Origin of the sequence: Bremerella volcania (genome assembly GCF_007748115.1) — a bacterium.
In the GTDB taxonomy this organism is placed as follows: Bacteria; Planctomycetota; Planctomycetia; order Pirellulales; family Pirellulaceae; genus Bremerella; species Bremerella volcania.
In genome coordinates this window covers 4,632,564-4,646,408 of the sequence record NZ_CP036289.1, presented here as the reverse complement: position 1 = coordinate 4,646,408, position 13,845 = coordinate 4,632,564, and the positions used below count along the sequence as shown (strand labels likewise).

The 13,845-nt window shown below is 55.4% G+C and carries 6 protein-coding genes; 4 read left to right on the top strand and 2 right to left on the bottom strand.

Annotation, left to right across the window (positions count from 1 at the left end; all coding sequences use genetic code 11):
• Positions 1–61: 61 nt before the first annotated feature.
• The 3 genes from Pan97_RS18410 (at position 62) to Pan97_RS18400 (ending at position 5,374) form a co-directional block, all read left to right on the top strand.
• Complete coding sequence (locus Pan97_RS18410; RefSeq protein WP_196782147.1) at positions 62–1,498, top strand: L-serine ammonia-lyase; 1,437 nt, start codon at positions 62–64, stop codon at positions 1,496–1,498.
• A gap of 252 nt (positions 1,499–1,750) precedes the next feature.
• Positions 1,751–4,060: a DUF1592 domain-containing protein gene (locus Pan97_RS18405; RefSeq protein WP_165698837.1), complete on the top strand. Its 2,310-nt coding sequence runs from the start codon at positions 1,751–1,753 to the stop codon at positions 4,058–4,060.
• Between the two features lie 36 nt (positions 4,061–4,096).
• Positions 4,097–5,374 (top strand): DUF1552 domain-containing protein, encoded by a 1,278-nt coding sequence (locus Pan97_RS18400; protein WP_144975100.1) that lies wholly within the window; start codon positions 4,097–4,099, stop codon positions 5,372–5,374.
• Here Pan97_RS18400 and Pan97_RS18395 read toward each other — a convergent pair.
• Positions 5,371–7,131, bottom strand: a complete 1,761-nt coding sequence (locus Pan97_RS18395; protein WP_144975098.1) for an AAA family ATPase — start codon at positions 7,129–7,131, stop codon at positions 5,371–5,373. The two genes, Pan97_RS18400 and Pan97_RS18395, sit on opposite strands and share 4 nt — an antisense overlap.
• Before the next feature lie 306 nt (positions 7,132–7,437).
• On the opposite strand from Pan97_RS18395, the gene Pan97_RS18390 reads away from it, so the two are divergent.
• Positions 7,438–12,276 carry a PVC-type heme-binding CxxCH protein gene (locus Pan97_RS18390; protein ID WP_144975096.1) on the top strand — a complete coding sequence of 1,613 codons (4,839 nt, stop codon included), beginning with the start codon at positions 7,438–7,440 and terminating at the stop codon, positions 12,274–12,276.
• A 94-nt stretch (positions 12,277–12,370) separates the two neighbouring features.
• Here Pan97_RS18390 and Pan97_RS18385 read toward each other — a convergent pair whose 3' ends face one another.
• A complete protein-coding gene (locus Pan97_RS18385) occupies positions 12,371–13,816 on the bottom strand; it encodes a DJ-1/PfpI family protein (RefSeq protein ID WP_144975094.1) in 1,446 nt (481 codons plus the stop codon).
• Positions 13,817–13,845 lie beyond the last annotated feature (29 nt).

The following is a 13,845-nucleotide window of genomic DNA, read 5'->3' as shown; positions in this document are numbered from 1 at the left end:
AAATTGCGCGATAGTCCACAATTCCTAGAATCGCTTCATTCGTTTTCTGTAGGAATTCCTCGTGGCAACTAAGCCGGCAAAGGTCGCTGATTCACCGCAAAACAATGAACAACAGGCATTTGTTGGGGTGTTCGATCTGTTTAAAATCGGCATCGGTCCCTCCAGCTCGCACAGTGTTGGTCCGATGCGTGCGGCAGAGATGTTTTTGGCGGAGCTGGACGGTAATGGCCTGCTGGATGCCGTTGGACGTATCGAAGTCGATCTGTATGGCTCGTTAGCTCTCACAGGCATTGGTCACGCCACCGACGTTGCCGTTCTCATGGGATTGCAGGGAGAAGTCCCCGATAAGATCGATCCGGAAACGGTGGCCGACAAATTGGAGCTCATTCGTAGCCAAAAGGTGCTGAACCTGGCAGGCCGGAGGACGATTCCGTTTGCTGAGAAGGAGGATTTGCTCTTCCAGCGAAAGACCTTCCTGGAGGGCCACCCCAATGCGCTTCGTTTCCGCGCGTTTCCTAATCGTGAAAGTGACCAGCCGTTGGCCTCCGAGACGTACTATTCGATCGGTGGTGGGTTCGTCGTGAAAGAAGGGGATGAGGGAAAGGGAATCGCCCATCCGATGTCTGCCGTACCGTTCCCGTTCAACTCGGCTGCCGAATTGTTGAAACTGGCGGCAGAGCAGGGCTGCGGCATCAGCCACATTGCCTTGGAAAATGAAAAGGCGTTTCGCTCGGAGGCCGAGATTCGCGAAGGGCTGCAGAAAATCTGGTCGACGATGCAGGCCTGCGTCGACCGGGGCTGTCGCAACGAAGGGATCTTGCCTGGCGGGCTGAACGTGCGTCGTCGTGCTCCGAGTCTGTATCAAACGCTCTGCAGTCGACCAGAAGCGAACATGCGCGATCCGCTCAATATTCTCGACTGGGTCGACCTCTATGCGATTGCCGTGAATGAAGAAAACGCCGCTGGGGGCCGCGTGGTAACTGCGCCAACCAACGGGGCAGCCGGGATTATCCCGGCGGTGCTTTGCTACTTCGACCGCTTCTGCCCCGAATCGTCCCTGGAAAAGATCCAGCAGTTCCTGCTGACCGCAGCGGCGATCGGCGCGCTGTATAAGAAGAACGCCTCGATTTCGGGCGCTGAAGTCGGTTGCCAGGGGGAAGTCGGGGTCGCGTGCAGCATGGCTGCCGGAGCTTTGACTGAGGTTCGTGGAGGATCGCCGCGGCAGGTCGAAGAAGCTGCCGAAATCGGGATGGAACACAATTTGGGGCTGACCTGCGATCCGATCAAGGGCCTCGTCCAGGTTCCTTGCATCGAACGGAACGCCATGGGGGCAGTCAAGGCAATCAACGCTTGTCGCTTGGCCCTGCGCGGCGACGGAAGCCATTTCGTCTCGTTAGACCGGGTAATTCGGGTCATGAAGCGGACCGGCGCCGATATGTCGTCCCGTTACAAAGAGACCTCCCGGGGTGGCTTGGCCGTGAATATCAGTGAGTGCTGAGGACTGACTCGGGATATCAACCACCCATCGCCCAGGGAAAGGCATACCGGGGCAGAATTTGACGTAACCTTTTCTCAGGTCTCGTCATAGGTGGATAAGCCATGCAATCTGCTGGCAAAAAGCGTCAGGAAATTGTCTTTTCACCGTTATACTTCAACTATGAAGAATCCTTGCCTTTTCGCATCCTGCCTGCTGGGGCTTTCTGCTCTCGCATTCCCTTCAAACTCCGCCGTTGCGGCTGACAATGCCCAGGTGCGCGAGCTATTCAAAACGCACTGCGTCGAGTGCCACGGTGCGGAGACTCAGGAAGCTAATCTGCGACTTGATACGCTCGAGTTTCCTTCGGCGTCGCTCGACAACGCCCATGTATGGTCGCGGGTCGTCAATGCCGTCGAGCGGGGAGAGATGCCGCCTGACTATCAGGAGCAACCCACCGCCGAGGAAAAGAAGCAACTGGTGCGGCAGATTGTCGACACAGTTGTCCATGCCCTCCCGCGACCTATCTCGCTGCGTCGACTCAATCGCCGCGAATATGAGAACACGGTGCACGACCTGCTTGGGGTGGATGTGCCACTGGTCGATCTTCTGCCCGAAGATGGCAAGGTCCAGGGATTTGATAAAGGAATTGACGGGCTCAGCTTTTCTTCCGTGTTGTTGGAAGAATACCTGAAAGCCGCCAACGTAGCGTTCGACGCCGCGATTCGTCGGATCGAACCTCTCTCACCTGAAACGCGCCGTGCCGAGTTAATGCAGATCAAAGAGAACATCGACTCGGTGGAAAAGAACAAAGGGGGCGTCATCGAAGTCGATGGGTCTTTGGTCAAGTTCACCCCAGGCTGGCCGCCGGCTCGGATTGATGATGCGCACCCGATTGAAGACGGGGTTTACCGTTGCCGTGTAGCGATTTGGCCGCACGAGCCAAACGGCCGGACGATCTCGGTGGCATTGTATGTTGGGGCTCTCTTCGGACCGGATACGCAAGAGTTCATCGGCATTTTCGACGCCACCGGTACTCCACAAGATCCACGGGTCGTCGAGTTTACATGCCGCATGGAAGCAGGCGACACGATCCATATCGTGCCGCGGGTGTGGCCGGAACATGTCACCTGGCGAGACAAGCACGAGAAACGTCCCGGCGTTGGGATTGCCTGGGTAGAAACGTACGGCCCGCTCGATCAGGCGTTTCCGTCCGAAGCGACCAAGAAGCTGTTTGGTGACGTCGAGAGCATCTCGATGAAAGAGCAGTGGCCGGTTTGGATGCGTCACCGCAAGAACGTCAAAGGGCATATCGTCGAGTCAACGCAGCCGAAGGAAGACCTTCAGCGGATGCTGAAAGACTTTATTCCGCGAGCTTTTCGTCGACCGGTATCGGACGAAGAGATGCAGCCGTTTGTCGATCTCGCCCAGAATCGACTGGAAAGTGGCCGTACCTTCGAACAGGCCGCCCGCACCGGGGTCACGGCCGTAATGTGTTCGCCCCAGTTCTTACTGATCAATCGCGAGCCGGTCGTCGACGATTACACGATTGCGTCGCGGATGTCGTACTTCCTCTGGTCGACGATGCCTGACGAGGAGCTCTTGGAACTGGCTGCCGCAGGAAAGCTGAGCGATCCGGCCATTCGCCGGCAGCAGGTCAATCGCATGATTGCCGATCCCAAGATTGAGAACCTGGTGAATGACTTCACGGCACAGTGGCTCGATCTGAGAGACATCGAATTCACCACGCCGGACAAGAAGCTTTACCCCGAGTACGATCCGCTTCTGCTGGAAGGAATGCTCGGCGAGACGCGTCATTTCTTCGAGCATGTGCTGAAAGAAGATTTGAGCGTGATGAACTTCGTCGACTCGGACTGGACCTTTCTCAACCAGCGTATGGCCGGGCACTATGATTTGCCAAAAGTCGAAGGACACGAGCACTTCCAGAAAGTAACCTTGCCGGAAGATAGTATCCGCGGAGGCGTACTGACGCATGCCAGCGTGCTGAAAGTGACCGCCAACGGCACGACGACCTCCCCTGTGATTCGCGGCGTGTGGGTGCTCGACAAGATGCTCGGCCGCCCGGCCCCGCCGCCACCTCCTGGTGTGCCCGCAGTCGAGCCGGACATTCGTGGCGCGACGACGATTCGCGAGCAACTCGACAAGCATCGTAGCATCGCGGCGTGTGCGAGTTGCCACAAGCGGATCGATCCCCCTGGCTTCGCACTGGAAGAGTTCGACGCCATTGGCGGGCATCGCGATTTTTATCGATCGATTGGTGAAGGGGAACGGATTCCGGACCAGAAGTCGTATCGCAAAGGCCCCGATGTGCAATCGTCCTTCGCCCTGGCCGATGGGCGTGAATTCGATAACTTCGTGCAATTCCGTCAGCAAATGGTCGATGACCAGCCGCTGGTAGCCCGGGCGATTGCCGAGAAACTATTGATCTACGCGACCGGCCGAAGAATGGGACTCCCCCAGCGTGATGCCGCCGACAAGATCGTCGCTGCATCCAGTAAGAACGACCATGGTCTCAAGTCGATGATTCAAGCCGTGGTGGAAAGTGACTTGTTCCTCGCTCCCTAGAATTTAATGGCTCTTTGAGCCTGTAAAGGATTCGCTATGTCGAACCAACTTAGCCGTCGAACGTTTTTGCGTGCCTCTGGGATTGCGATGGGGCTGCCACTTTTGAGCAGCATGGGAGCGTCCCGTCTGCTGGCCAAAGATGAGTCAGGCGAGGCAAGCGACGTCCGGCGTATGCTGGCCATTTGTGCCCCGCTGGGAATTCACACGCCTAATCTCTTCCCCGAGAAGGCGGGCAAAGACTACGAGCTGACCCCTTATCTCAAGCCGATGGGTAGCCTGCGGAACAAATTCTCGGTGATCTCAGGGATCATGCATCCGAACGTTGATGGTGGTCACGCCGCGGAAAAGAGTTTCCTGACCGGGGCCGCACATCCGGGGCAGCCAAGCTTTCAGAATACGATTTCGGTCGATCAACTGGCTGCCGAACAGCTGGGGTACAAGACGCGCTTTAGTTCGCTGACTTTGGCCGTCGACCACAATAGTCTTTCCTACACGCGCAGCGGCGTGCAGATTCCGGCTGAGAACCGCCCATCGAAGCTTTTCGCGAAGCTATTCCTCGAAGGGACGCAGCAGGAAAAAGAAGAACAGATGCGGCGGATCGAAGATGGTCAAAGCATCATGGATCTGGTTCAGGATCAGACGAAGAAGGTTACCAAAAAGGTGGGCCGAGAAGACAATCAAACGCTCGATCAGTACTTCACCAGCGTACGCGAGTTGGAACAACGTCTGGTTCAGGCAGAGTCTTGGGCCAAACGCCCCAAACCGACCGTTGATCGCAAGCCGCCGGAAGATATCGATGACCGGGCCGAACTGACCCGACGTCTACGGCTGATGTACGAGATGATCTTCCTGGCGATTCAAACCGATTCGACACGATTCATTTCGCTTATCGCTCCTGGCGGAAACGAGGTGGTCGCGCTCGATGGGGTTGATGACGGGTGGCATAACCTAAGCCACCACGGGCGTGACCCAGACAAGATCGAAATGCTCACGATTATTGAGCTGGAAGAGATGCGGTTGTTTGCCGAACTCATGCAGAAGTTGGAAGACGTAAAAGAGGGAAGTCATTCGCTGTTGGATCAAACAGCGATTCTCTTGGGTTCCAATCTCGGCAACGCGTCCAGTCACAATAACACCAACCTCCCTATCATTGCCGCTGGTGGCCACTTCCGTCACGGTCAGCATATCGCCTACGAGGAAGGGAAGGCACCGCCGCTGTGCAATTTGCTGGTCAGCTACCTGCAGCATGTGGGGGTTGAGACCGATCAGTTCTCGTCAGGCAACGGCACGTTAACGGAACTCCCGGCCGTCTAACGCGGTTTCAACATTTGGACGTCAATGCCGCCGACGGTTTCCGGACGCACTTGCCACCAGGGGAACTGAAACTTCTCCTGGCATTTGCGGCAAGTAACGCGCAGTCCCAGAAACTTGGCTCCACCGTCACTTTCTAAACCGCAGCCAGGGCAAGTCGCAAGCCACTCCGCGTTCTCGAGATCGATCGTTTTCCCCTTGAGCGGGTGATGCGCTTCCAGCGGGATGTCATCCTTGGTGAAGTCAATCAAGTCCTCGCGTGTGATTGATGCTTCTGGTTGGGCTGCCAGACGTTCGGAATGCAGCCCTACGGCTCGCTCGAATACGTTCCGCACGAAGCGGGCATTTCCGAAACGTTCGTCGCGTCCGTGATAGGCGGCCGTGAACAGGATGCTGGCGATCGCCCTGGCCTCGGTCGTTAACTCGTACTGGGCATCGCTGCAAAACTTCTCGAAAATGCGGCAGAGGTCCGCGACAGCGTAGTCGTCGAAGTCGATGTAACGTGTGAAACGGCTTTCCAGTCCGGGGTTGGTTTTGATGAACTCCTGCATGAGACGCGGGTACCCGGCTACGATCACCACCAGTTGATCGCGGTTATCCTCCATCCGCTTCAGAAGCGTGTTGATCGCCTCCTGCCCAAAGTCGTGTTGCCCGGTTGGATTGGAAAGGGCGTAGGCCTCGTCAATAAAGAGCACTCCGTCCAAGGCCGAATCGACGAGTTCGTCCGTCTTCAGCGCCGTTTGCCCCACATAGCCACTCACCAAAGCAGCCCGGTCTCCTTCGACCAGTTTTGGTGTCTTTAATATTTGAAAGCCATACAGAATCTTTCCGATAATGCGCGCGACGGTCGTCTTACCGGTACCGGGGTTGCCTTTGAAAACGAAGTGCAACGTTTGAGACGATTGCTTCAGACCATGTTCGCGGCGCTGCTTCTGAATCTTCAGGTAAGCCATCAGCCTTTTAACTTCGGTCTTCACCGAGTCCAAGCCAATCAAGCCGTCGAGTTCTTCTCGGGCCTCTTTAAGGACTTGACCCGGTGGACCATATTCTTCCACCGCATCTTTCTTGGGTGGTTCCGGTTCAACTGGCTTTAACGCATCAAACGGGGACGGTCGCTTTCCGTTGCGATGGGCATTTCCGGATGGATAAGAATTACCTCGGCAAATCGCGAACATGCGATCGAGCTTGGCAACCAGGTCGCGTTCGACGTCGGTCGATGCCCCCCACTGAAACACCGCGCCAACAATCGTGCGAATCATACGCTCGTAGGTGGGAAGCAGGCTTGTATCGCGGCCCAGGTGATGCATGATCAAACAGAGCACCAGGCTCAAGTGGCGAGTCTCATCGCAGTTTCCGCCAAACCACTGGCGGTCATTCATGAATGCACTGAGAAAGACGTCCCATTGATTGCGATCCAGCACGCCATATCGTTTGAAACGCGACAGAGTACAAATGCTGCTGGCCAGCGGCAATGCCATCGAGAATGAAACATCGAACTCGTGCTCTTCAATACGATGATCCGCCAGAATTGCCATCCCCAAGTGATGGAGGCAATCGCTGGCCAGGGCCATTCTGACAAGCGATTCAGGATAATTCCCTTTGCGTCGATACGTTTCGGAAATCTTATCCCATGGGATCTCACTAAACTCGTTGAGTTCGCCCTGGAAGTTGATCTGATAACGGGAACCATCCAACTCGCGGCTGAGCGCGAGATAGAGCCTATTAAAATCATCTTCAATTTGGGGCCATAATTCCGCCACTAACAGAATTCCTTCCTTCGCAGGCTAACGTTTGTTTGGCGATGATTTTATTCGCCGATTGGATTCGGTTCTACCGTGAGAAATTCTCTCCAGCAGCACTTAAAGGGTTAGAAAAGAAAATCGTATTGCAAAACGGACTTCTCAGGCCGCGATACGCCACGGATTTGACAATTTCGCGAGAAAGTGCGGCAGGATGGTGATTTGGCAGGTAGTATGAACCTGAGTTCGGCTGGTGAAAATACTCCGGCTGGCTCTCCCACCGTTAACCTTCTAGTTTCGAACTACTCATTCCCCCTCGATTGCAGCATGATTCGCACTCTTTTGTTGGCAGTTGCGTTCGTATTCTCTTGCGTTCCATTCTCTCAGGCCAACCCGCTCGTTTACGAGGGGGACTCTGGCATTGGCAAAGGAAAGCACATCGTCTTCCTGGCGGGCGACCACGAGTACCGCTCGGAGGAGTCGCTTCCGGCGCTTGCTCGAATTCTCGCCAAGCATCACGGATTCAAATGCACGGTGTTGTTCTCGATCGATAAAAAGACGGGCGAGATCGCACCAGGTTCCAGCTATATGCCGGGAACGGAGGCGTTGAAAACGGCCGATCTGATGGTCATCTTTCTCCGTTTCCAAGACTTTCCCAAAGAGCAGATGCAGCCGATCGTCGACTACCTGGAACGAGGCGGCCCCGTGGTTGGCATGCGAACGTCGACCCATGCATTCAAGATTCCGAACAACTCCGAATTCGCTCGCTTTAGCTACAACTACAAAGGGGATGACTATCCTCTAGGATTCGGCCGCCAGGTGTTGGGAGAAACATGGGCCGGTCACTACGGTAAGAACCACGTGATGAGTACACGGCTTGATATCGTACCTGAGCAAAAGGACCATCCCGTCCTGCGCGGCGTGAAGAACCCTTGGGTTCAAGCCGGCGGTTATTGGACCGAACCGATGGAAGATAGCACGACCCTGGCGATGGCGCAGCCGCTGGAAACCATGCAACCGGATGCTCCGGCCGCCAAAGACAAAAATTCTTGCCCCGGTGTGTGGGTGCGGAACTACCAATCGAAAAGCGGAAACTCGGGACGCGTCTTTACGACCACCTATGGAGCCTCCGAGGATCTGCTCAACGAAGGGTTTCGCCGCATGATGGTCAACGGTTGTCTCTGGGCAGCCGGCATGGAACAGCAGATTAAGCCGAATTTGAAGGTCGACTTCGTTGGGCCCTATCAACCGGTGACGTTTAGTTTTGGAGGTCATCGCAAAGGAGTAAAGCCAGCAGAACTGACAGGCTGGGATTCGCCGATCCTGCCAGATCATTCCCAGGACGACAAAAAAAAAGAAACGGCGATGAAAGCCCCGCGTCGGGAACAGGGACGTGACGCAAGAAGGCAAAATTCACAAGACGCGAAGAACACAAAGCTAGAGAATCCGCCCAAGCTTACCGACGAGGACTTTTCGGCGTTTGCGATCTATGAAAAGACAGCGCCTCGCCCCAAGTCCGCCGAGCCGATTCCCACGTCACTTCCTTTGCAGCTGAAAAAGGGAGACCGTATCGCTCTGATTGGGAATACGCTGTTCGAGCGATCGCAAGATTTCGGCCACTTCGAAGCGATGCTCCAGAAGAAGTTTCCGCAGCATCAACTCGCGGTCCGACATCTGGCCTGGTCGGCCGATGCCATCGACGTACAGCCGCGGCCCGACAACTTTGCTGATACCCAGCAGCACCTGGTTCATGAAAAAGCGGATGTCATCCTGGCCGCGTTTGGTTTTAACGAATCGTTTGCAGGGCCAGCCGGCCTGGCTGATTTTCGACAAAAGCTATCGCAGTATCTGACCGATCTCAAATCGAAATCGTTCAACGGCGAGACGGCAGCGCGAATCGTTTTGGTCTCCCCGATTGCGAACGAAAATCTCGATAACATTCCTGCTGCCTCGCTGAATAACGCCAATATTCAGCTTTACGTCGATGTCATGCGTGAGGTCGCTGCCGAGCAGAAAGTGGCTTTTGCGAATGTCTTTCCGACAACGGCTGCTGAAATGGACAGCCCTGGCACCGATCTGACGATCAATGGCGTGCATTTGAATCGAGTCGGCGACCAGGTCTTTTCGGCAGCACTCTTCAAGGAATTATTTCAGGAAGAGGCACCAGAAGTGAGTGAGTTGCTGCTCGACACGATTGTCGACAAGAACACGCAATTTTTCCGCCGCTTTCGTCCGTTGAACACATTCTATTACACCGGGGGCCGCAACAAGGATTACGGCTACCTCGACTTTCTGCCGGCGATGCGCAACTTCGACATGATGGTTTCCAATCGCGATCAGCGGATCTGGGATATTGCTCAGGGGAAGCAGGTGCCGGAGGCGGTGGACGATTCGAATGTCCCGCCCTTGCCGATGACTAAGCAAAGTCGCGGGGCCAACGAGTGGATGTCGGCTGAAGACGAAAAGAAAGCATTCGACGTTGACCCGCGTTTCGAGGTGAATCTGTTCGCTGGCGAGGAACAGTTCCCGGACATCGTCAATCCAATTCAGATGCGATGGGATTCGAAGGGACGCTTGTGGGTGAGTTGCTCGACTACCTACCCGCACGTTTATCCCGGGAACGAGCCCAAAGATAAGTTGGTCATCTTGGAAGACACCGATGGTGACGGCAAAGCAGACAAGTCGACCGTTTTTGCCGATAACCTGCACATTCCCCTGTCGTTCGAGTTTGGCGATGGCGGGGTCTACGTCTCCGAGCAACCTTGCCTGTCGTTTTTGCAGGACACCGACGGAGACGACAAGGCTGACGTCCATAAGACGGTTCTTCGCGGCTTCGGTACCGAGGATTCTCACCATTCATTGCATGACTTTACGTGGACCCCCGATGGCGATTTGATCTTTCGAGAATCGATCTTTCACCACTCGCAGGTAGAAACTCCCTACGGTCCGGTACGTCAGCAGAACAGCGGTTGGTTCCGATTCGATCCCAAAACGCAGCGTTTGATCAGTTTCGGTACCTATCCAAGTACGAATCCTTGGGGTGTGACGTTCGACCGCTGGGGCCAACACATGGCCAGTCATCCGGTTTATGCCGAGGCACATCAAGCGGTCGATCCTCCCTATCCACTGCAGAACGATCGTCCCAACGGATTGCAGGCCTATTCTGGGGTTTGCGGTCACCACTTCGTCGATTGGTCGACCTTTCCCAAAGACCTTCAGGGAAGCTTTATCAAGGTTCGTTACAAGCCCACCAATCGCGTCGAGATCTTGAACTGGAAGGAAGGCCCCTACGGCTATACCGAAGAGTACGTTGGCGACCTACTGTTTTCGCGGAACCTCAGCTTCATTCCGGTCGACCTGCAATGGGGGCCACGCGGGGCCTTGTATGTTTGCGACTGGTACAACCCGATCAAAGGGCATGCCCAATATTCGCTGCGTGACGAACGTCGCGATCGACACTCCGGTCGCATTTGGCGGATAACAGCCAAGGACATGCCGCTGCAAGATCCTCCTAAAATCGCGGATGCTTCCATCGCGGAGCTACTCGAACTTCTTAAGCGACCTGAATATGCCGTGCGTTTTATGGCCAAGCGAGAGCTGGGCGAGCGTGACCCAGCGAAAGTGAAGCGTCTGTTAGATAGTTGGGTGACGAAGCTCGATCCGAGCGATCCGGAGTTTCGTCATCATCAGATCGAAGCTATCTGGACTTATCGGTGGATTGATGTGGTCGACATGGTCCCACCCAGTGACGGGACGCCGGAACGCGACCTCGCAATCGCCGCCAGCGTTCTCGAAGATCTGTTGGCCTGTGATGATCCGCATGCTCGGGCCGCTGCAACCAAGCAGCTGCGCTATTGGTACCCTTACATTCCGCGGTGGGAGCAGCGTCTGAAGACGGCTGCCAACGACGAGAATGGGATTGTGCGCATGCAGGCCGCGATCGCCGCCACGTATATTGGCAGCAAGCCGGCGTTTACGGCGATGCTCGATGTGCTCAAGCACCCGCGTGAAGGGCACGTCGCGTATGGGATCACGTGTGCGCTGATGTCGAAGCCGATGCGCGCGCACTGGGAAGGTAACCCTCGCTATGGAATTGCTCGCATCTTGAAGCAGGCTGCGAAGGACTCTGAGATCAAAGAGCCCAAGCCAACCGTTGCCCAGGCGAAGTTCGACGCTCAAAAAGATCTTCGCGAGGTGAAGATCTCCTGCCTGGAAGAAAGAATGCTGTTCGACGTCAAGCACTTCATGGTCAAGCCTGGCCAGCCGCTGAAGATCGTCTTTACGAATCCCGATGCCACGGATCACAACTTCGTGATCGTCAAGCCAGATGCTCTGGCGGAAGTAGGCATGGCGGCCAACGAGATGGCGAAAGACCCCACGAACGCCGATTCTGACTTTATCCCACGCGAAAAGATGGATCTGATCATCGAGAATACGCCAATGATCGGGCCGACTCGGTCAGCACAGATCGCCGTGCTGCGGTTTCACGCTCCCAAAGAGGAAGGCATCTATCCTTATGTTTGTACGTTCCCAGGTCACTGGGTCGTGATGAACGGGGTGATGGTGGTCGCTCAGGATGATGCTAGTGCCCAGGCGCTGATGGATGCGAGCGTTCCTCAGGTGACCAAAGAATGGAAGATGACCGACTTCGCTGATTTTGTGGACCACCCTCGCAGTAAGGATGACGCGGTACTCGTTCGCGGCATGACCGCCTTTGTGAAAGCTCGATGTAACCAGTGTCACGTCGTGGCCGGTCATGGTACCAATTTGGGCCCTGATCTGACAGAGTCTGTGAAGAAGCTGAAAGGAAAAGACCTGTTGCAGCAGATGGTCGATCCATCGAGTCAGATCAACGAGAAATTCCAGAATGTGCAGTTCCTTACGATTGGCGGTCGCGTAATTACCGGGGTCGTTGTGAAGGAGGATAAAGCGGCTTTCCATGTCGCGACGAACCTTTTGACGCCTAACAGTTTGACCACCATTCCCAAGGATGATGTCGAACAAATGGCCCCGTCGAAGATCTCACCGATGCCGGGCGGATTGCTCAACACGCTGACCAAGGAAGAGATCTACGATCTTCATTCTTATCTGGAGGCCGGCGGTTACGAGATGCCTGAGCATCTGAAGCACCTGCACGATCATGGCAATCATGAGAAGGCTAAGTAACAACGAAAAAAAGCCCTGCCAGGCGTGGCGAAGTCTTGCTGCTTACCTTCGCGTCGGCCTGACAGGGCTCAGCGACTAACGCTGCCCTTGCTTACTATTCCCACTCAGCGAACACGGCATCGACGTATTCCGGTTCGCTCACCAATTCTCCAATCACGCGACCGAACATGGCTGCCGAGTCGTAGTTCTCGGCCGTAATGATTCGTCCGTCGACAATCACGTCGTCTTCGACCGTTGTAGGATCACCGACCGCACCCGACTGGACCATCGTTCCGCCGTTCAGTTCAATGTTCTGGCGCGTCGTATAGATCGGCTGATCCGAACTCGGGGCCGATCCAGCCCACGCCGAAACCGTTTTCCCTTCCAGAAGACTTGAACCGTCAACCCGGGCATAGGCTAACACCGAAACACCGTGGCAGATGGCAGCGACATACTTGTCTTGTTCGACGAAGTCATTGATCAGATCGTTGACCGTACTTTTGAGAGCTTCAGTGCTGTTGTAAACGCCGTGGTTGTAGGTTCCCTCGAACGCGTATTGGTAGCTCGACGCTCCCCAGCCACCGACGAAGACGATCGCCGAATAGTCTTCCGCTTCGACATCCGTCAAAGCCAAATCTGGGCGAACCAGTCCACCATCGGCACCCTGGCCTGAATTCGCATGCGGACGAGCCACCTCCGTGGTCGTGGCGGCAACGACAACTTCCAGACCCTGAGCTTCCAGCGATTGTCGCGTGTCGCCGTATTCCTGGTAGTAAAAGTCTTGATTGGCAATCACCATCAGGACCGGAAGAGGCTCGTTGGCCGTTGGGGTCTCGTCAGGCGTATCGGTCTCTTCCGGGATCGACTCGGCGACGGCTACCATCACCGTTTGACTTGCGGAATGCGTTCCATCCGTCGCATCGATTTCAACCTGAAAGCTACCGGTGTAGTCGGCATCTGGCGTGATGACCAGAATGTCTCCTTCGACGTGTACGCTGGCGTCAATCGATTCTGGCTCGGCGATCAGGTCCGGATTGTCGTAGTGGCTCGAGTCAAAGTCCGCCAGCAAAGTGCTTTTGGCGAAGGAACCTTGCCACTGATAGAACTCGCCCGACGGCATTACGTAGAACCAGCCTCCGTTAGCCGAGCGAATCCAGCGTTCGTTGTTGCCCAGGCAGTTGGTGTGATAGTCGTCCGATTCGACCAGGTCATATTGGGCATCCAACTGCTGTTCGATGGTCGAAACAATGGAAGCTGAAAAGAACAACGCTTCCGTTTCGACGTCACCGCTGACGGTCAACATCGTCTCCAGCGGTTGTCCACTGTTGGCTACTAAATCAGCGATGGGGTCGAGTGTCCAATTTGCCTGCGCGGCTGGATCGAGCGTTGAAGTTTCGAAATACTCCGATTCGAGCGGCATCAGTTCGGCGGTTGCGACGTCGCCGGCCATCATGCGGCGGTCTTCCAGGCTTTGCAGGTTGCGGCCCAGGCGACGGCTCTTGCGATTGGACGAAGCCTTCTTGCGTGGCTTCTTGGTGGTGAAAAGGTTGAGTCGTGACATTGTGTTTCTCCAAGTCTGTTCCCGTGATG